Genomic DNA, 20,417 nt, shown 5'->3' with positions numbered 1-20,417 from the left:
AACTAGGCTTTATGACTGTCTTTAAAAATTATTGAGACTGAGAAGGGGTACCAATGACCACACTTTCACTTTTTTCAACATAACCTTCATAGGTCGGAGCCATGATTGTGGCAACAATAGCAAAAACAAAAGCAAGCGGAATCAGGATAATATAAATCCAGCCTAAAACGCGTTCCCAACCAGGGGTAGGGCGTTGTGGGCCGTAATCATTATTGCCTTCTGTACCTTTTGCCGCAAAGAGATAAATCATGAAAATGAGGTTTACGACAGGGATGAGCATTAGCAATGAAAGCCATCCTGTATTATTGCGGTCATGTAAGCGACGAATTGTAAATACAAAGCTTACATAGAGGCAAACAATATAAAGAATGGCGATGACAATCATGCCTGCTGTAGAAAGGCCAGTTAGATCCTGACTAGATGTAAATCCAAAAGTGAATGCGATGGCAACAACAACGATGCCGATGACGAGTGAAAATAAGAATGTCCAAGCAGCATAAGAGAGTCGACCAAAACGACCATTAGCTTTAAAGGGGGAATCTTGTTGAAGTGGCTGATTTTCGAAAGGTGAATTCATTTTGTTTTCCTGATCATTTGGTTTTATTTAATAGTATAAATATTCAATATTTTGTTGAATAAAACATCATTCTATAAATGATTAGTTATTATTGTAAATAAAAAAAAGATCAGGCCATCTAGACCTGATCTTTTTTAGTTTTAAATCAGATTAAATATTCCATTCCACAAAGTTTTTAAGTAACTGCAAACCAGCAGTATGACTTTTCTCTGGGTGGAATTGAGTCGCGAATAAATTATCTTTGTGAATCGCTGTGCAGAAGTTCACACCATACTCACATGTTGCAGCAACTAAGCTTTCATCTTTTGGTTCGACATAGTAACTATGTACAAAGTAGAAGCGAGCATCTTGTTCGATGTTGTTCCACATTGGATGGCTTGGGTCCATTTGATGAACTTGGTTCCAGCCCATGTGTGGTACTTTTAAACCATCCATTTTAGGGAAGTGTTTTACTACGCCGTCAAAAATACCGAGTGCGTCTACACCGCCATTTTCTTCAGAACTTTGTAGTAATGCCTGCATGCCTACACAAATCGCAAGAACTGGCTTATTAAAAGCAGCTTTACATACGACTTCATCAATACCTGCTTCACGCATGCCTTGCATACAGTCACGCATTGCACCAACGCCCGGAAAAACAATTTTGTCAGCTTGTGCAATTAATTTTGGATCATTGGTCACATCGACTGTAGCGCCTACATGCTCAAGTGCTTTAGCTGCTGAGTGTAGATTGCCCATGCCATAATCAAGTAACGCGATACGTGTCATTAGAGGCTACCTTTTGTCGATGCAATCGTGTTTTCTGCACGTGGATCAACTTCACATGCCATACGTAAAGCACGAGCTAGCGCTTTGAATACACTTTCAATTTGATGGTGGCTATTTTTACCTTTCAAATTATCGATGTGTAAGGTCATAAGCGCATGGTTTACGAAACCTTGGAAAAACTCAGAAAATAAATCGACATCAAAGGTACCGATGCGTGCACGAGTAAAAGGAATATCCATAAATAAACCCGGACGACCAGATAAATCTACAACAACGCGAGATAAAGCTTCGTCTAGTGGTGCATAAAAATGACCGTAGCGTTTTAAACCTTTTTTATCGCCTAAAGCTTGTGCAAAAGCTTGTCCAAGCGTGATTCCACAGTCTTCTACAGTGTGGTGATCATCAATCTCGAGGTCTCCGTCACAATGAATATCGATATCAAATAAGCCATGTCGCTTGATTTGATCAATCATATGGTCTAAAAATGGAACTCCAGTGTTTAGTGTGCCTTGACCAGTACCGTCGAGATTTAATCGAACTCGAATTTTGGTTTCATTGGTATTTCTAACCACTTCACTGATACGTTGCGTCATGGACACGTTCCTCAAAAAACGTCAAAAATGATTGGATGTTAACGACAATTTCGCTGTGACGAATTCGTGACAGCATCATAGTTTGCTCAGGAGGGTTAATCAATGCCTATTACCGTACATGCTTATAGTTCTCTAGATAATTCAGAGATCCGCGATCAGCTTGAGCGTTTGTATGATACAAGTCCGGAGTTTGGTGACGGGCACGATGCGATTGAACAACTTGAACAAGATTTACAACAGTATACCACGCTATACACTGCTGAATTTAACACCAAAATTATAGGTGCAATCTGGTCTTCAGGACAAGGCGAAAGCAAGGTTCTTGAATATATTGTTGTTCACCCTGCTAACCGTGGTCGTGGAGTAGCTGAGCGCTTGGTTGAAGAAGCTTGTCGTATAGAAGAGTCAAAAGGCGTTAAAATTTTTGAGCCGGGCTGCGGCGCAATTCATCGTTGTTTGGCTCATATTGGTAAATTACATCATTAATAGCCTAGTCCGTATGTAGTGGTGATTTAAAAATAATCACTTGTTACAAAAAATACTGAAGTTGCTTGACGTGGTCATATAAACATTGTTTAATACGCCCACTTCGGCGTGATAGCTCAGTAGGTAGAGCAACGGATTGAAAATCCGTGTGTCCCCAGTTCGATCCTGGGTCTCGCCACCATTATTTGTGTTTTCAATCCCTGATCCCATCAGGGATTTTTTTTAAGTATAAAAAATACTCAGTTAAATCAAAAACTCAGGATAATTGTTGACTATTGTTCTGAGATACGGCTTAATACAGGCCAACGGCGTGATAGCTCAGTAGGTAGAGCAACGGATTGAAAATCCGTGTGTCCCCAGTTCGATCCTGGGTCTCGCCACCATATTCGAAAAAGCCTCATACATAATGTATGAGGCTTTTTTCATGCTTGTGATTTTATCTGACTCATTATTTGTTTGCTTGTGGGTAAAATGAGATTTATCCACAAGCACACTCACTTATCCCCAAACTCAGTTTACTTTCTGTGTTATGCCAAAATAATAATAAATAAGGCTCTAATCATGTGAACTATCATTAATTAGACGTTTTCCTAAACACACTGCTTCTACTTCGTCATAGCCGAGTTGTTCATAAAAATTTAGTACATTTAAATTATCTTTGCGGACGAGTAATTGTAGTTTTGGACAGCCGCGGGCAATTAAGCGCTTTTCAAGCTGCTGAACGAGCGCTGTAGCGATTCCTAAGCGTTGTTGGTGGGGATGAACAGCTAAATAGTTAATCCAGCCTCTATGACCGTCATAGCCGCCCATAAGCGTGCCAATCAGTTGCTCATCTTTAATCGCAACTAGAAATAAATCATCTTGTTGTGAGACTTTTCTAAAAATATCGGTTTCAGGATTATTCCAAGGTCGAGTCAGACCGCAGCTTTCCCATAAAATAACGACATCATCCAGATCCGCATTTGTAAATTGACGAATAATAAACATATGGATTTCTACTTTTTGTTTTGATGTGCTCAAAAGATAAAATAAAAATTCAGGCTTGAGCAGAGTTTATTAATAATTTACACAAATAAAAAAGCACCCCCTTAGGAGTGCTTTAATTCAACCAGTGATTTAAGCTGATTTCGCAACTGGTGCTGCTTGAAGCATTTGACCTGTTTCTTCGAAGTTTGCATGCCAAGACAACGCCTCACGAAGTAAATGAGGAGTGTGTCCGCCTTTAGCACATGCACGATCAAAGTAATCATTTAATGCATCACGATAAAGTGGGTGTACACAATTATCGATAACAGCGCGAGCGCGTTCACGAGGCGCCAAACCGCGTAAGTCTGCTAAACCTTGTTCTGTCACTAAAATATCAACATCATGTTCACTGTGGTCAACATGGCTCACCATTGGCACGATAGAAGAGATATCGCCACCTTTAGCAATTGATTTGGTCACAAAGATTGCCAAGTGAGCATTACGAGCGAAGTCACCAGAACCGCCAATACCGTTCATCATTTTAGTACCACATACGTGAGTCGAGTTCACGTTACCGTAAATATCAAACTCAAGCGCAGTGTTAATGCCGATAATACCTAAACGGCGAACCAGTTCAGGGTGGTTAGAAATTTCTTGTGGGCGAAGTACTAATTTGTCTTTGTAAGCTTCGATATTGCCAAAAACTTTCTCACCACATTTTGCAGAAAGCGTAATTGAGCTACCAGAAGCAAATTTCATTTTGCCTGCATCAATGAGTTCAAAAGTACAGTCTTGTAATACTTCTGAGTACATGATGAGGTCTTCAAAGTCAGAATCTTTTAAACCTGTTAATACAGCATTCGCAATGGAACCGATACCCGCTTGTAATGGGCCAAGGCTCTTTGGTAAGCGACCTGCAGCAACTTCTTTATTAAAGAAAGCAATAAGGTGGTTTGCAATGCCTTGAGTTTCATCATCTGGAGGAGTTACTGTTGATGGTGAGTCATGTGTATCGTTAAATACAATACCTACAATTTTTGCAGGATCGATTTGGATTGCTGATGTACCAATACGCTCATCCACTTTTGTTAATGGAATTGGAGTACGTGTTGGACGATAAGTTGGGATATAGATATCGTGCAAACCTTCAAAGCTTTCGCTTAAAGATGTGTTGATTTCAACAATAACTTTCTCGGCAAAAATAGCAAAACTTGCAGAGTTACCTACAGAAGTTGTTGGAATAATGCCGCCATCTTCAGTAATTGCAATTGCTTCAATTACCGCAACATCAGGACGTTTAAGCTGTTGGTTACGCATTTGTTCAACAGTTTCAGACAAATGTTGATCAATAAACATAACTTCGCCATTGTTAATGGCACGACGTAAAGTGTTGTCCACTTGGAATGGCATACGACGAGATAAAACACCTGCTTCCGTGAGTTGTTTGTCTAAGTCATTACCTAAGCTGGCACCCGTAATTAACGTGATTTTTAACGGATTTTTCTTTGCAAGTTCTACAAGTGCTTGTGGAACAGCTTTAGCTTCACCAGCACGAGTAAAACCACTCATACCTACAGTCATTCCATCTTCGATGAATTGCGCAGCTTGTTCAGCACTGATGACCTTGTCATGAAGAGAAGCTAGGCGAATACGACTTAAAGACATTGGACATCCTCAGAATTGTCAAAACATACGGGATTTTAGCTATGAAAAATTGAAAAGTGCATAGGTGTTAGGCTAAGGTCTAATTTTGTAAATAAATGGTGGTATAAATTATATTTATGGTTTTTATTTAATTGATTTTTATCGCTTTTATTTATCTTTAAAATGAGGCTTTTAATAACCAACTGGTTAAATTAAAAGCGCTCACTCAAAGTTTGTTTTATTTTTTCTAGTGGATTGATAGAGCTATTTTCTTCAGGGACTGATTTTGGGATCGGTAAAGAAATAATAACTTCTAAACCGCCTTGTTCACGGTTGTGAATTTGAATTTCACCATGATGAATATCGACAATACGTTTGACAATAGCCAATCCAAGTCCACTCCCTTGGATCGTTCTTGCGGCGTCTCCGCGGACAAAGGGCTGCATTAATTCTTCAATTTGATCTGGTGGAATACCTTCACCATGATCGGCAACAGTAATTAAAATATTTTCATTTTCAACTTTTGCACTTAGATCTATAGGTTCAGCACCATAGCGCTTTGCATTATTAATCAGGTTTGCAATAAGTCGTTTTAAAGAAAGGCTACGTGCCGGAATAATGGGCACATCCTGCATTTCGAATTGAATATCAAGTGGCTTAAATTGCACAACAAGTTCTTGCAAAAGCATATTGATATTGGTGTCTTTCAACTCTTCATCTGAACCATCACGCATATACGAAATGAACTGATTAAGAATCGCATCCATATCATCTACGTCATAGACCAGACCTTCGCGTAAGAACTCGTCAGGTAGCATTTCTGCTGTTAAACGAATGCGCGTCAAAGGAGTTCGCAAATCATGTGAGATACCAGCCAACATAATACGTCGTTCGCGCTCGGTTTGATCAAGCGTATAGACCATGCGGTTAAAGGCTTGGTTCACCTGTCGAATTTCTAATGGACCATGATTGGTATCTAGGTAAGGTGCTGTTCCTGATTTACTATATTCATTGGCAGCATTTTGCAAACGACGCAAAGGGCGGTTCATTTGTCTTACTAGAATCAAAATAATGATAGCTGATAGTAGAGGAACACCAACGACCCAACCAATTAATAGCTCAGGACTGTAGTTTGCATAGGTTTTTAAAGGTTCACGAACCCAGTTTCCATGCATTTCAGGTGTTTGAATCCAAATACGTGGGCTAGGTTTAAACTGGAAGTAAACCGTAACATCCTTAGCCCCAATCTCATTTGCCAGTTTTTGTTCGATTTGATTAGTAAAAAACTCAGCAATTACTTTATCGCGGACACTTGGATATTCTTTGGGATTGGTAATGTATTCAATTCCAACGCGATTACGTAACCACTCATCAACATCGACTTCATTTTCGCGATGAAAAATTCGTATATCTGGATTGTTGACGAGCTCGAGTTCAACTGCAAGATAACGCGCGTGTTGTTGAATTTCAGGTAAGTAAAGAGTGCGCCAAAAGAACCATAACGACATAAATAAGCTAAAAAATACCACCAGCAGTACCAGAATAGTGGTACGCATGGCAGCAGAGCGTGGCTTAATTTTGTCGAGAAAACGTTCCCACCGAGTTCGTTTCCGTTCTGAGTAGGTAGCGTAATCAGTAAAGTTTTGTGGCGCGATTGGATCTAAACTCACTCTATCTTATCTCAAACTTATTCCGCACCATCTGGAACAAATACATAACCCACGCCCCATACCGTTTGGATATAACGTGCACGTGCAGGATTATCTTCAATTAAACGACGTAGGCGAGAGACTTGAACGTCAATTGAACGTTCCATTGCACCCCATTCACGACCACGAGCTAAATTCATGAGTTTGTCGCGCGTTAATGGTTCACGTGGGTGTTGTACCAATGCTTTTAATACTGCAAATTCACCAGTCGTTAAGGTAACGATTTGTCCTTCGCGTGTTAGTGTGCGGGTAGACAAGTCTAGAGACCATGGACCAAAGCTCACAACTTCAACCTGTTGGCTTGGAGCACCAGGAACTTCACGAACTTGGCGGCGCAATACAGCACGGATACGGGCTAAAAGTTCATTTGGATTAAATGGCTTTGGCAAGTAATCGTCTGCCCCAGCTTCAAGACCTGCAATACGGTCTGAATCGCTACCGCGCGCTGTGAGCATGATGATTGGTGTATCAATATTTGATTGGCGTAAACGACGGCAAATACTCAAACCATCTTCAACTGGCAACATAAAGTCGAGTACGATAAGTGAAAATAACTCACGTTGTAATAGACGGTCCATTTGCGAAGCATCGTGGGCAGTTTTTACAACAAAGCCTTTATCTTCCAAAAAACGTTGCAAGAGGGTACGTAAACGCACATCGTCATCGACCACTAAAATACGTTCGACACGATCCGTTTCGTTGTGTACGGTTTCAGGATGTTCAGCAGGTACAACTAAACTCATGATGTACTCCCTTTAAAGTCATAATTTATATATTATTGGGTCGGTGAGGCTTATTGCCAACAAGCCCTCAGTATAATGCTGATGTTCTTGTTAAGACTATGTATCAATTTGCTCAAAATTACAATTTTCAAGGTAGTTTGAAACCAAAAAACAACATCTTAAGCTCATAATTTAGCAAAGACTGATCTAAAAAAACAAATACTTAAATCTTTGATAATTTTTTAATAATTAAATATTAATAACTAATTGTTTCAAATAAGTTATTTTAGATGAGCTGACTTGTTTCTTTTGATTTTTTAATTATTGAAATAAGCAAATAGCTGGGTTCTATAAAAAGTTAGACGAATAAAACCTTGTTGAATCTCTATATTTTTATCTTTTGAAGAGTGTACCAATATGTTCATTTTCTCATAAATTATGATAAAATTTTGTCAGATTCATGACATAAGTCCTACGTTTATATTTTATAAAGATTAAAAGACAGAGCTCAGGCTCAACTTTTTCATAGTTGAACTCCTGTTTTTATGTGCTCTAGTAGTCGTAAAAAGGATAAATATTCAGAGTCAATACAAAAAAACGTTTTGAATACGCAAACAAGTGTGGATTTTATGGGCTTGGTCTTTATAATCAGTGCTTTTAAACTTTATCCTTGTGGGATCAAACACGATGACTGACTTAGTTCAGCAGTTGGCAAGTGAGCTTGCCGTACGTCCAAACCAAGTAGAAGCTGCCATCCGCTTAATTGATGAAGGTGCCAGTGTTCCATTTATTGCCCGTTACCGTAAAGAAGTAACACAAGGTTTAGATGATACGCAGTTACGCCAATTAGATACTCGTTTAGCGTATTTACGTGATTTATATGAGCGCCGTGAAAAGGTTATTCAGTCATTGCAAGAACAGAATAAATTGAGTGATGACTTGTTGGCGCGGGTGAATGCAGCCGAAACAAAAAATGCTTTAGAAGAAATTTATGCACCGTATCGCCCTAAGCGTACAAGTAAATCTTTTAAAGCAAAAGAAGCAGGTTTAGGACCAATTGCTGAAAAAATTATTGCAGAACAAGTTGACCCGACAGAAGCATTGGCTGGTTTTAGTCATGAAGACTACCCAGATGTTGAGAGTCAGTTAGATGCGATTCAGCATATTCTGATTGATGACTGGGCACAAAATATTTCACTTACTACAGAATTAAAAACAACTTTTGCAAAAACTGCGGTTTTAAAAAGTGCAGTTGCATCTGAAGAAAAGAAAGAAGTTGGTAAAAAATTCCGTGATTACTTTGAATTCTCTGAAGGTTTAAACAAATTACCTTCACATCGTTTATTAGCGATGTTACGTGGTCGTCAAGAAAACGTATTGGGTTTGAAAGTAGATGGTGAAGATGATGCGCCATTGGCACGTATTGAAACTGAATACAACCTTGAGCAAATTCAACCTCAAGCACGTCAGGATTTCTTAAAGCAAACTGCAAAATTATTCTGGTTAGGCAAGATTCGTCCTCAAATCGAGCATTCATTGCTAACTGAAAAACGTCTTACTGCTGAAGCAGAAGCAATGCAGGTATTTGCTGAAAATCTTCGTCATTTATTATTGTCAGCGCCAGCAGGCAGCCGTACGACTTTGGGTGTTGACCCTGGTATTCGTACTGGCGTTAAACTGGCAGTGATCAGCGATGCAGGTGATGTACTTGCTCACAGCACGATTTATCCATTTGCACCTAAAGAAGATAAAGAAGGCTCAATTGCTGAACTTGCACGACTATGCCGTGAATATAACGTAGAGCTGATTGCAATTGGTAATGGTACAGCTAGCCGTGAAACAGAAGCTGTTGTTGCTGAAATGATGGCTGCGAATACTGATCTGAATTTAACACGAATCACTGTAAGCGAAGCAGGTGCATCTGTTTACTCTGCAAGTGAACTTGCGTCGGCAGAACTTCCAGAGCTTGACGTTTCAATTCGTGGTGCAGTTTCTATTGCTCGCCGTTTACAAGATCCACTTGCTGAACTTGTTAAGATTGATCCGAAGTCAATTGGTGTGGGTCAATATCAACACGATGTGAACCAGACTGGTTTGGCAAAAACCCTTGATGCAGTGGTAGAAGACTGTGTGAATGCTGTAGGCGTTGATGTAAATACCGCTTCACCAGCAATCTTGGCTTATATTGCCGGTTTAAACAAAGCAATTGCTCAACAGATTGTTGAATACCGCAAAGAGCATGGCCGTTTTGACAACCGTCAAGCGTTGAAAAGCGTACCACGTTTAGGTGAGCGTACTTTTGAACAGGCAGCTGGTTTCTTACGTATTCAAAATGGTTCTGAACCTTTAGATGCTTCTTCAGTTCACCCTGAAAGTTATGGTCTTGTTGAGAAAATTGTTGCAGCAAAAGCAACAACTGTTAAAGACATCATCGGTAATACTGAAATCATTCGCCAAGTAAAAGCTGATGAATTTGTTGATGACAAATTTGGTTTACCAACAATTCAAGATGTTTTAGCTGAACTTGAAAAACCAGGTCGTGACCCACGTCCAGAGTTCCGTACTGCAAAATTCCGTGAAGATATTACTGAAGTTGGTCAATTGACAGAAGGTATGCAACTTGAAGGTGTGATTACGAATGTCACAAACTTTGGTGCCTTTGTTGATATTGGTGTACATCAGGATGGTTTAGTTCATATTTCTGAACTTGCAAATGAGTTTGTATCTGATCCACATAAAGTTGTAAAACCGGGCCAGATTGTACAAGTACGTGTTATGCAGGTTGATGTTGAACGTAACCGCGTGAACTTAAGTATGCGTGCTGAAGGTTCTGCACCTGTAAAAGCTCAACGTCCACCACGCCGTGAACAAAATACAGAACAACGTTTTGAACGTAAACCGCAAGGTAAACGTCCTCAACCACGTAAAGATCAAGCTGAACGTCCTCAGCGCGCCAAGCAAGAGAAACCTCAAGAACAAAAAATTGGTGGTTTAGGTGCGTTGTTGCTACAAGCAGGGATTAAAGGCTCTAAATAATCGTCTTTAATTAATAAAAAGGCCTCCACTTGGGGGCTTTTTTATTGGTGAAGCATTATTTTTTAATCGGTATTAAAGAGCGATAAAGGAAAAAATCGCAGTCCTAAAGATGAGGTGAATCTTAAGATCAACAAATCGTTGTTAAATACACAATTAAATACACAACGTTATAGCATAACTAAACTTTAATGAGATTCAGTTGTCCGACATCATCAACCCAGCCTTGAAGCATTTACTCACTTTCAGGCTGTAATAGTACAACTTTGCTTATTTCTTTTTATTATAAATGGTTGTTTTATGTCGGTTTTAAACCTGAAAAATAGATTTCATTTAAAAGACCTCTTATCTGGAGTCGTCGTATTCCTTGTGGCATTACCGCTGTGCTTGGGTATCGCTTTAGCCTCAGGTGCTCCCATCATCTCAGGTATTATTGCAGGTATTGTGGGCGGTATTATCGTAGGTTTGCTAAGTGGTTCCCACATTAGCGTTGCAGGCCCAGCGGCAGGGCTGACTGCCGTCATTCTTGTACAGTTAGAACAACTAGGCGGCAATTATGCCGCCTTTTTATTATGTATTATTTTTGCTGGTGTCCTGCAAATTCTATTTGGATTATTCAAGTTAGGTTTTTTTGCTAACTTTATTCCAAATAATGTCATTTTAGGATTATTGGCCGCTATTGGTGTCATCCTGATTGCGACACAATTGCCTTATCTGTTTGGACTTTCTGATTTTTCATTGAAACAGGTTTGGACTTCAACCCCAGATGCATTTCTACAGCGTTTTGATGGCGGAGCTGCACTTATTGGTTTGCTCAGTTTATTCTTAATTTTAGCGTGGGATAGTAGCCCACTCAAAAAACTAGCTTTACCTTCGGCATTGATTGCGGTTGTGCTCGCAGCAGTTTTAAATTTTGTTTTAGTGAGTATTGGCTCTGCATGGGCAGTGCAAATTGATAACCTAATTCAGTTACCGAATATCTTACAAGCACCTGAAGATGTATTAATTTTTCCTGATTTTAGCTATCTAGCTGAGCCTATGATTTACACAGGGGCCATTACTCTGGCTGTCGTGGCATCTTTAGAAACATTATTGAATTTAGAAGCAGCAGACAAAATTGATCCTCAAAAACGCTCTTCTCCTCCTAACCGTGAACTCTGGGCACAAGGTACAGGTAACATCATTTCTGGCTTAATTGGTGGAATGCCTGTGACCTCAGTGATTGTACGTAGTTCGGTAAATGCAAATACAGGCGCGCGTAGTAAATGCTCTACCATTATTCATGGCGTATTGTTGCTGCTAGCGGTTTTGTTTTTTGTGCCATTAATGAACATGATTCCTCTGTCGGCATTGGCTGCAATCTTAATCGTGACAGGCTTTAAGCTTACCCACCCAAAACTCTTTAAACAGCTTTATCAAAAAGGTTGGAAACAGTTTTTACCTTTTATTATTACCTTGGTTGCAATTTTACTGACCGATCTTTTAATGGGAATTTTAATTGGTCTGTTCACCAGTAGTGCTTTTATTCTCTATGGTAATTTTAATAAAGGTATACGTGTTTATAGAGAGAAGCGCTTGCATGGCGTAGTGACTCGTATTGAACTTCCATCACAAGTGACCTTTCTTAATCGTTCTGCGCTTATTTCAGCATTGGAACATGTGCATAAACACCAACAACTCATTATTGATGCGACTCAATGTGATTCAATCGATCCTGATATCTATCAAGTTATTCAAGATTATCAAAGTGAAACGGCCATTAAACGTCAGGTAAATCTTAAACTGGTCGGGTTCAAACAGCACTATCAAGACGTTGATGATGCTGTACTTGATATTGATATTAGTACACATGACTTGCAACAAAAGCTGAGTCCGCAACAGGTCGTCAACTTACTTAAAGAAGGGAACGAACGTTTTGTAAAAAATGAACGTCTACAACGAGATATTTATCGACAAATTCGTGTTACTGCAGATGAAGGGCAGCATCCGATTGCAGCAGTGCTTGGTTGTATGGATTCACGTGCACCTACCGAGATGATTTTTGATGTGGGTATTGGCGATCTGTTTAGTTTACGAATTGCAGGTAATATTGCTGGGCAAAAAGTATTGGGTTCACTTGAGTTTGCTTGTCAGGCTAAAGGCTCTAAAGTCATTGTTGTTTTAGGTCATACCGATTGCGGTGCTGTGACGAGTGCATGCCAATTACGTCTAGAACAAAAGCAAGTGTCTGATGTGAAGGAAATGCCACACATTCAATATGTGCTTGGGCCATTGATGCATTCGGTTGATAGCGTATATGACATTATGCAGCCACGCGAATTAGGTAATGCTTTTATTAGCCAAGTGACCGCAATGAATGTTCACTACAACATCCAGTACATTATTAATAACAGTAGTGTGCTTAAAGATATGGTTGAGCGAGGTGATATTGTAGTTGTGGGTGCAATTTACGATGTAAAAACAGGGCATGTTCAATTTCTTGATTGATCAGCTCTTGAATTAAAAAAAGCGCCTTATAAGGCGCTTTTTTTTCACTATGGCATCAACTCAAAATTACCAGTGTTCGCCTGGGAAAATTCGTGCATATGCTTTTTGTGCCCAGTTTAATTTTTCGGTTTTTTCACCTTTTGCTGCATCTGAACTTGGGAACAAACGGAAACCAATCGACATAAACATATTGTTGATGCCCGGTGCAACCGAATATGTCATTGAAGCTAAGCGGCCTAAGTTAGTTGCCATACGTTTCGGGCGTTTCACAATTGCATAAGCAATTAAGTCAGCAGCCTGATCAGGTGAAAGTGTTGGTACATATTTATAAATTTTAGTTGGTGCAATCATTGGGGTGCGAACCAATGGCATATAAATTGAAGTAATCGCAATTTTGTGTGCATGAACTTCGGCCGATAGACAGCGGCTAAATGCATCAAGCGCTGCTTTAGAGGCAACATAAGCAGAAAAGCGAGTCGCATTTGCTAACACACCAATCGAGCTAATATTAATAATTTGTCCATCTTTACGCTGAATCATATGTGGCAAAATATTAAGAACTAGGCGTACTGCACCAAAATAATTTAATTGCATCGTGCGTTCAAAGTCATGAAAACGATCATAAGACTCATGTACGGCACGGCGAATAGAGCGACCTGCGTTATTAATTAAAATATCAATGTGATCAACAGTTGCTAAAATTTCTTTAGATACTTGGTCAATCATGTCCATGTCATTGAGATCACACGGGAAAATTGATGCCTTACCGCCACGGCTTTCAATATCTGCTTTCACTTCTTCCAGAGTTTCTTGTGTACGGGCAACCAGTAAAACATGGGCACCAGCATCAGCAAGTTTATTTGAAATCGTTAATCCGATTCCACTCGAGGCGCCTGTCACTAAAATGACTTTATCTTGTACCTTTTCCTGGAACAGAGCTTCTAATTTTTTATTCACAGCATTTTACCTAAGTAGGGGCAGGGACTATTTATTCCGGTATGTAATTTTTATTTTTTACAACCGTAGGTTCATCCAAATGAACTCATAAATATGGCTATTATCTTAATAGATGTTTAAAAATTGTCTAGTCTGTAAATATATGAAATTTAACAATTTATTTAGAGTAAAAACTCTAAAGTAGAGGTTGGAATATTTCCTTCTTTATCCTAATCTTCTGAATAATATGATAATTGTTTAATACATTTTTATTGACTAAAGAATAAACAGCAAGGTTATGGCTTAATAATAGCAAGAACGATAATTGAAACAGTACAGATAAAGATAATCAGTGTTGCCTGTTTTTTTCTAACATTTATACCATTTGCGATTTGTCGTAAAAGTTTAGCTTGAAAGCCATGGATAGCTGCCAAAATAAGTACAAATACAATTTTTGTAGGTAGCCATTTAGAGCTAAACCATTGGCCGTTAATTGCTAATATTAAACCAGACGCAAAAGTAATGAAGAGAGCTGGGGTCGTCATAATTTGATCCCATCGGTACTCACGCTCAGCCCAGATAGGAATACGTATATTCTCGTTAATATCAAACTCTATTTTAAGTGATATCGAAGCAGTAAGAACGCCACTTATAAAAATAGTCATTGAGACTATATGTATAGCTTTTAGCCATGAGCTTAAGGTTGTAAAAAGCTCTATCATGATGATTGAGCTTCATCTAATTTAGCTATTTTATTTTTTATAAATGATAAATTAAAGTAAACACCGAACGGGATGAGCGTAATCACTACTAATCCTAATATTTCTAATGGTGTCCATTTACTATCAGCTATGGTTTGTACTGCGAACCAGATATAAGTAAAAAAAGTAAGCCCGTGGATAGGTCCCATAAAATGAACACCTGTATCCCATCCATTAAAATATTTTAAAGGTACTGCAACAACAACCAATAGCAGTAGAGAAACTGTCTCTAATAATGAAAAAAATTTCAATTTTTGAAATTGAGTAATATTGTGTGCTTTCGGATTAGCCATATTTATTGATCCGTATTTAGCCCATTTGAAGATTTAATTTATCGATACTAAGAATGGGGGAGATAACTATTCATTCTATATTTTGAAAAAAGAAAAGCTGAGCTGAGAGAATAGTGTTTCCATTCATAGTTTTGACATAAAAATTACTACGGGTAATTCTGTCAGTATTAATCTATTGTTATGAGTGGCAGGAATGACAATAATCGTTCATTTACTGCCAATTTGATATCTGCCAAAATAAGAAAAGTTTATTAATAGAGCCTTTATCCATGCATACGATAGCTATTCTTGCTTTGCATGATTTCATCCCATTTGACTTGGGTATTCCATGTGAGGCCTTTGGCTTCGTACGTTTATTAAATGGTGAGGCGGGGTACTGTGTAAAAGTTTGTGGTGAAGCAGAGCATGTAAATACAGGAGCATTTACACTTCAAGCACATTTTGGGCTTAATCATCTTATTGATGCAGACACTATTATTATTCCCGGTATTAAAGATCCTAAAAAGACTCTTAATCCCAAGGTACGGACAGCCATTCTCAAAGCGTGGAAAAAAGGGGCAAGAATTGCTTCAATTTGTTCCGGGGCATTTGTTCTAGCCGAAACGGGACTTCTTGATGGATATCGAGCTACAACCCATTGGGTTCTTGCAGAGGAGTTAGCTCTTCGATACCCCCAGATCAAGGTCGACCCAAATGTATTGTTTATTGATGAAGGACGTCTTATAACTTCAGCTGGAGCCTCATCTGGATTGGATATGTGTTTACACCTTGTGCGTCGGGATTATGGTCAAACTGTGGCTGCTCATGCTGCAAAGCTTGCCGTAGCTCCCTTAAATCGTGAGGGAGGGCAAGCACAGTTTATTCAACATGAATTACCAGAGACTCGTGATAGTTTGGCTCCGGTACTGGAATGGGTGAGGGCACATTTGAATGAAGAAATTGATATTAAATTACTTGCTTATAAAGCAAATATGAGCCCAAGAACATTCGCACGACGTTTCCGCGATCAGATTGGAACTACACCATTGCAATGGTTACTTACCATGCGTATACAACGGGCTCAAGAGTTACTGGAGACATCTTCACAATCCATTGAAGACATTTCTTTAAGCTGTGGTTTTAATTCTCCTGTCACTTTCCGGACTCGGTTTAGAAATTGTGTAGGGCTTAGTCCTAGCACCTATCGGGCTAGATTTATTTCTCATTCTTTGCTTTGAATTATCTGTGTTGTGCAAATGGATCAAATTATTATTGTAGATGAGTGCAGATTTAATCTGAATTTGAATAAAGACAAATAAAAAAAAGCCTCTACTTCTAGAGGCTTATTGAATAGTTTAAAAGTTATACAGCTGAAAGTGCTTGGTCTAAATCGGCAATTAAGTCATCAATATGCTCAATTCCAATTGAAAGGCGTACCATATCTTCGCTTACACCAGCAGATTTAAGTTCTTGTTCATTAAGCTGGCGATGAGTCGTCGTTGCAGGATGACACGCCAAACTTTTTGCATCACCAATATTTACGAGACGAGTAAATAACTGAAGTGCATCGATGAAGCGAGTCCCCCCTTCGAGACCATCTTGTACGCCGAAAGATAAAATTGCAGAAGGTTTACCTTTTACATATTTTTGAGCAAGTTGATGCTGTGGATGATCTTTTAAACCTGCGTAGTTGACCCATTTTACTTTTGGATGAGTCTGTAAATATTCCGCAATTTTTTGAGCATTTTCAGTATGACGCTCCATGCGGAGGGTTAGGGTCTCTAAGCCTTGTAAAATCAAGAAAACACTAAGCGGGCTAATTGCCGCACCTGTATTACGTAGTGGTACAACACGAGCTCGTGCAATATAAGCAGCTTCACCTAACGCTTCGACATAATTTACACCGTGATAACTTGGGTCAGGCGTGTTCAAAACTTTAAAACGTTCCGGATATTTACCCCAAGGGAATTTACCGCTATCTACAATCGCCCCTCCAATGCTATTGCCATGACCGCCTATATATTTAGTAAGTGAATGAATGACGATATCGGCACCATATTCAAATGGTTTTAATAAAGCAGGGGTGGCAACCGTATTATCGACAATGACAGGTACACCATATTCATGGGCAATTTTTGAAATTTCTTCTAAATCGATGATATTTCCGAGCGGGTTACCAATCGACTCAACAAAAACAAGTTTAGTTTTATCATCAATTAAATTACGTAAGCTTTCAGGTTGTTGATAATCAAAAAAGCGAACTTCAATGCCTTGTTTGGGTAAGGTATGGGCAAATAGATTATACGTTCCGCCATACAAGGTTGAGACAGAAGCAATATTATCTCCAGCTTCGGTAATCGTTTGAATTGAATAAGTAATTGCTGCCATTCCAGAAGCTAAGGCTAAAGCACCAATCCCGCCTTCGAGTGCAGCAAGTCGTTGCTCAAGTACAGCAGTGGTCGGGTTCATAATACGGGTATAGATATTACCCTGAACTTTTAAATCAAAAAGATCGGCACCGTGCTGGGTATTATCAAATGCGTAAGAGGTAGTTTGATAAATAGGGACTGCAACAGCTTTTGTGGTTGCCTCTGGTGAATAGCCTGCATGAATGGCTAAGGTTTCATCTTTATACGTCATGATTACTTCATCTTCGTGAGTTAAATATTGAGCGAGTCTAGCCTAAAATTGATATAGAAAATTGCAGAAATTCTGGTTTGTTTTCTAATTTTAGGAATAAAGATAGAAAAATATACGCTGAAACGCTGTATAAATCTTATACATAAACATTTTGCAACTTATTGAAAAAGAAAATTGTTTGATAAATCCGTACGATGGAAATCATAACTTCAAGTCAATGAGGTTTTCAGCGTATAATACGCGCGATTATTTATCGCTTATTGCGATGTACTGGTTTTTCAATTGAGGAGTCCTGCGTGGCCCAATATATTTATACGATGAACCGAGTGTCTAAAATGGTTCCGCCAAAGCGCGAAATCTTAAAAGATATCTCTTTATCATTTTTCCCGGGTGCCAAAATTGGTGTGCTCGGTTTGAACGGTGCAGGTAAATCTACCTTGCTTCGTATTATGGCTGGCGTAGATAAAGATTTCTCTGGTGAGGCTCGTGCACAACCTGGAATTAAAATCGGCTATTTAGAGCAAGAACCACCGCTAGATCCAACTAAAGACGTTCGTGGTAACGTTGAAGATGGCGTGCGTGAAGCTTTAGATGCGTTAGAACGTCTTGATCAGGTTTTTGCAGAATATGCAGACCCTGATGCAGATTTTGATGCACTTGCAAAAGAGCAGGAAAAATTAGAATCAATTATCCATGCTTGGGATGCACACAACCTAAACAACCAGCTTGAAATTGCTGCGGATGCTTTGAATCTTCCAGCTTGGGATGCAGACGTAACATTACTTTCTGGTGGTGAGCGTCGTCGTGTTGCACTGTGCCGTTTATTGCTTTCGAAACCAGATATGTTACTTCTGGACGAACCGACGAACCATTTAGATGCAGAATCTGTAACTTGGTTAGAACGTTTCTTGAAAGATTTCCCGGGCACTATCGTTGCGATTACGCATGACCGTTATTTCTTGGATAACGTGGCTGAGTGGATTCTTGAACTTGACCGTGGTATGGGCATTCCTTATCAAGGAAACTATTCTTCTTGGTTAGAACAAAAGAATGCTCGTTTAGAGCAGGAAAATAAACAAGAAGAATCTTTTGCTAAAGCATTGAAAAAAGAACTTGAATGGGTTCGTTCAAATGCTAAAGGTCAGCAAAAGAAAAACAAAGCGCGTATGGAACGTTTTGAAGAGCTTAACTCTAAAGAATTCCAACAACGTAATGAAACGTCTGAAATCTATATTCCACCTGGCCCACGTTTGGGTAACAAAGTTGTGGAAGTGGAAGGTATCAGTAAATCATTTGACGGTCGCGTGTTGTACGAGAACTTAACGTTTACCGTACCTCCAACAGCGATTGTTGGTATCGTTGGTCCAAATGGTGCGGGTAAAACGACTTTATTCCGTATGATGACTGGCGAACAGCAACCTGATACAGGTACTGTGACCTTAGGTGAGTCAGTTAAAGTGGCTTATGTTGGTCAGATTCGTGACACTTTGGATAATAATAAAACTGTTTGGGAAGAAGTTTCTGGCGGTTTAGATATTTTAAAAATCGGTGATTACGAAATCGCGTCACGTGCTTATATCGGCCGTTTTAACTTTAAAGGTCAAGATCAGCAAAAACGTGTAGGTGAATTGTCTGGTGGTGAGCGTAACCGTTTACAACTTGCAAAGATCTTACAGTTAGGTGCAAACGTTATCTTACTGGATGAGCCATCGAACGACTTGGATATTGAAACTTTACGTGCGCTTGAGGATGCAATTCTTGTATTCCCAGGTACGGTAATGGTGGTATCGCATGACCGTTGGTTCCTTGACCGTATTGCGACACATATCTTGTCATTTGAAAATGAACAGCCAGAATTCTACGCAGGTAACTATGCAGAATATGAAGCATATCGTCAGTCACGTTTAGGTGATGACGCTGTTCAAAAACGTACGAAATACAAAAAAATTAGCGGTTAATCTCTGCTAATTGAAAAAACCAGCCTAAGGGCTGGTTTTTTGTTTTTTATCAAAAAATTTAAGAAATAAAAAATTAAAATTCCATAAAGTGATTGAATTTATACTTATATTTTTGATTTATTAAGATTAATATTGCAGCTTAATTTATTAAAAGGTAAATAAACCTTTCTGGAAAATCATGAAAAAATTCAAACTTTATACTATTGCTTTAGGGGTAGCTGTTGCTACACAACTTACTGGATGTCTTTCAGTAAAATCTTATGTTGATCCTGCGTATAAGTCTCTTTCCTATTCGGATATTAAAAAACCAGCTCAACCTATTCCAGTGGTTTTAACTACTGAATTTCAGCGAAATGGAGCAGTTGTTCCAAAAGCCGGTAAAGAACTGCAATCAGCAGTTGAGCGTAGTCTAAGAGCAACAGGTGTATTTTCTCCAACAACCCAGACGAATGGCGAGAAGCAAGCAAAATTACATTTAACCGCGAATAATGTGGCTGATTTAGGTGAGGCTGCGGGCAAAGGGGTTCTAACAGGTTTGACTTTTGGTGCTGTTGGTAACGCGATTGCTGATAAATATGAGTTTAAATTTAATTATGTTGATGCTCAAGGTAAAGAAATATCTGAGCGTTACCCGCATATGATTTTAACAACCGTTGGAAATAAAAAAGCGCCTATTGAAAATGTGCAACCAATGTCGATTAACGAAGCATTTAATAAAGTTGTTGATGATGTTGTGATTCGTTTTTCTTCTGACTTACAAAAACAGCAATAAACATCTAGTTCAAGTACACAAGCTATTTGTGTGACATATTGCCAGTTAATTTTAAAAACCAGCCTAAGGGCTGGTTTTTTGTTTTAAGAGCGA

The 20,417-nt window shown here is 39.0% G+C and carries 18 protein-coding genes and 2 tRNA genes; 8 read left to right on the top strand and 12 right to left on the bottom strand.

Going from position 1 to position 20,417, the window contains the following annotated elements; genetic code table 11:
• Positions 1–28: 28 nt before the first annotated feature.
• The 3 genes from ACS604_RS08355 to hisB all read right to left on the bottom strand — a co-directional run bounded on the left by ACS604_RS08355 (position 29) and on the right by hisB (position 1,938).
• A complete protein-coding gene (locus ACS604_RS08355) occupies positions 29–577 on the bottom strand; it encodes a DUF805 domain-containing protein (RefSeq protein ID WP_005300877.1) in 549 nt (182 codons plus the stop codon).
• A 150-nt stretch (positions 578–727) separates the two neighbouring features.
• The gene (hisH, locus tag ACS604_RS08350; protein WP_474771229.1) at positions 728–1,345 is read right to left on the bottom strand and encodes an imidazole glycerol phosphate synthase subunit HisH; all 618 of its coding nucleotides are present in this window, start codon (positions 1,343–1,345) and stop codon (positions 728–730) included.
• Positions 1,345–1,938: an imidazoleglycerol-phosphate dehydratase HisB gene (gene hisB, locus ACS604_RS08345; protein WP_002116767.1), complete on the bottom strand. Its 594-nt coding sequence runs from the start codon at positions 1,936–1,938 to the stop codon at positions 1,345–1,347. The genes hisH and hisB overlap by 1 nt, the downstream gene beginning before the upstream one ends.
• Positions 1,939–2,040: 102 nt before the next feature.
• Between hisB and ACS604_RS08340 the strand changes: the two genes are divergently transcribed.
• From ACS604_RS08340 to ACS604_RS08330, 3 genes are all read left to right on the top strand, one after another.
• On the top strand, positions 2,041–2,424 hold the full coding sequence (locus ACS604_RS08340; protein WP_004789887.1) for a GNAT family N-acetyltransferase: 384 nt from the start codon (positions 2,041–2,043) through the stop codon (positions 2,422–2,424).
• Positions 2,425–2,529: 105 nt separating this feature from the next.
• A tRNA-Phe gene (locus ACS604_RS08335) sits at positions 2,530–2,605 on the top strand.
• Between the two features lie 126 nt (positions 2,606–2,731).
• Positions 2,732–2,807: transfer RNA gene (locus tag ACS604_RS08330), tRNA-Phe, on the top strand.
• A gap of 172 nt (positions 2,808–2,979) precedes the next feature.
• On the opposite strand, the gene ACS604_RS08325 is transcribed toward ACS604_RS08330, so the two are convergent.
• The 5 genes from ACS604_RS08325 to ompR form a co-directional block, all read right to left on the bottom strand.
• The gene (locus ACS604_RS08325) at positions 2,980–3,411 is read right to left on the bottom strand and encodes a GNAT family acetyltransferase (protein WP_205468426.1); all 432 of its coding nucleotides are present in this window, start codon (positions 3,409–3,411) and stop codon (positions 2,980–2,982) included.
• 129 nt (positions 3,412–3,540) lie between these two features.
• A complete protein-coding gene (locus ACS604_RS08320) occupies positions 3,541–5,055 on the bottom strand; it encodes an acetyl-CoA hydrolase/transferase family protein (protein ID WP_004789882.1) in 1,515 nt (504 codons plus the stop codon).
• Positions 5,056–5,090: 35 nt separating this feature from the next.
• Positions 5,091–5,210 carry a hypothetical protein gene (locus ACS604_RS08315; RefSeq protein ID WP_144733065.1) on the bottom strand — a complete coding sequence of 40 codons (120 nt, stop codon included), beginning with the start codon at positions 5,208–5,210 and terminating at the stop codon, positions 5,091–5,093.
• A gap of 36 nt (positions 5,211–5,246) precedes the next feature.
• Positions 5,247–6,704 carry an ATP-binding protein gene (locus ACS604_RS08310; protein WP_005300883.1) on the bottom strand — a complete coding sequence of 486 codons (1,458 nt, stop codon included), beginning with the start codon at positions 6,702–6,704 and terminating at the stop codon, positions 5,247–5,249.
• A gap of 17 nt (positions 6,705–6,721) precedes the next feature.
• Entirely contained in the window at positions 6,722–7,486 is a 765-nt protein-coding gene (ompR, locus tag ACS604_RS08305; protein WP_000060753.1) for an osmolarity response regulator transcription factor OmpR, read from the bottom strand.
• Positions 7,487–8,152: 666 nt separating this feature from the next.
• Here ompR and ACS604_RS08300 point away from each other — a divergent pair.
• Together ACS604_RS08300 and ACS604_RS08295 are read left to right on the top strand one after the other, a co-directional pair.
• Positions 8,153–10,501, top strand: a complete 2,349-nt coding sequence (locus ACS604_RS08300) for a Tex family protein (protein ID WP_174741175.1) — start codon at positions 8,153–8,155, stop codon at positions 10,499–10,501.
• Positions 10,502–10,798: 297 nt separating this feature from the next.
• Entirely contained in the window at positions 10,799–12,985 is a 2,187-nt protein-coding gene (locus ACS604_RS08295; RefSeq protein ID WP_107880537.1) for a bifunctional SulP family inorganic anion transporter/carbonic anhydrase, read from the top strand.
• 66 nt (positions 12,986–13,051) lie between these two features.
• On the opposite strand, the gene ACS604_RS08290 is transcribed toward ACS604_RS08295, so the two are convergent.
• From ACS604_RS08290 to ACS604_RS08280, 3 genes are all read right to left on the bottom strand, one after another.
• Positions 13,052–13,942, bottom strand: a complete 891-nt coding sequence (locus tag ACS604_RS08290) for an SDR family NAD(P)-dependent oxidoreductase (RefSeq protein WP_004789875.1) — start codon at positions 13,940–13,942, stop codon at positions 13,052–13,054.
• Between the two features lie 275 nt (positions 13,943–14,217).
• Positions 14,218–14,643 (bottom strand): CopD family protein, encoded by a 426-nt coding sequence (locus tag ACS604_RS08285; protein WP_174730746.1) that lies wholly within the window; start codon positions 14,641–14,643, stop codon positions 14,218–14,220.
• Positions 14,640–14,975, bottom strand: coding sequence for a DUF3817 domain-containing protein (locus tag ACS604_RS08280; RefSeq protein WP_440203173.1), 336 nt, complete (start codon positions 14,973–14,975; stop codon positions 14,640–14,642). Before ACS604_RS08280 ends, ACS604_RS08285 begins: the two co-directional genes overlap by 4 nt.
• A gap of 269 nt (positions 14,976–15,244) precedes the next feature.
• On the opposite strand from ACS604_RS08280, the gene ACS604_RS08275 reads away from it, so the two are divergent.
• Complete coding sequence (locus ACS604_RS08275; RefSeq protein ID WP_440203174.1) at positions 15,245–16,192, top strand: GlxA family transcriptional regulator; 948 nt, start codon at positions 15,245–15,247, stop codon at positions 16,190–16,192.
• Between the two features lie 124 nt (positions 16,193–16,316).
• Here ACS604_RS08275 and ACS604_RS08270 read toward each other — a convergent pair whose 3' ends face one another.
• A complete protein-coding gene (locus tag ACS604_RS08270; protein ID WP_440203175.1) occupies positions 16,317–17,594 on the bottom strand; it encodes an O-acetylhomoserine aminocarboxypropyltransferase/cysteine synthase family protein in 1,278 nt (425 codons plus the stop codon).
• Positions 17,595–17,890: 296 nt separating this feature from the next.
• Between ACS604_RS08270 and ettA the strand changes: the two genes are divergently transcribed.
• Both ettA and ACS604_RS08260 read left to right on the top strand, forming a co-directional pair.
• The gene (gene ettA, locus ACS604_RS08265) at positions 17,891–19,552 is read left to right on the top strand and encodes an energy-dependent translational throttle protein EttA (RefSeq protein ID WP_107880541.1); all 1,662 of its coding nucleotides are present in this window, start codon (positions 17,891–17,893) and stop codon (positions 19,550–19,552) included.
• A 178-nt stretch (positions 19,553–19,730) separates the two neighbouring features.
• Entirely contained in the window at positions 19,731–20,324 is a 594-nt protein-coding gene (locus ACS604_RS08260; RefSeq protein ID WP_151963838.1) for a hypothetical protein, read from the top strand.
• The last annotated feature ends 93 nt before the right edge of the window (positions 20,325–20,417 follow it).

The sequence above is a fragment of the Acinetobacter sp. Li1LvA2 genome (assembly GCF_056156705.1).
Note: the sequence above shows the minus strand (reverse complement) of the source record. Positions and strands in the feature narration are given on the sequence as shown.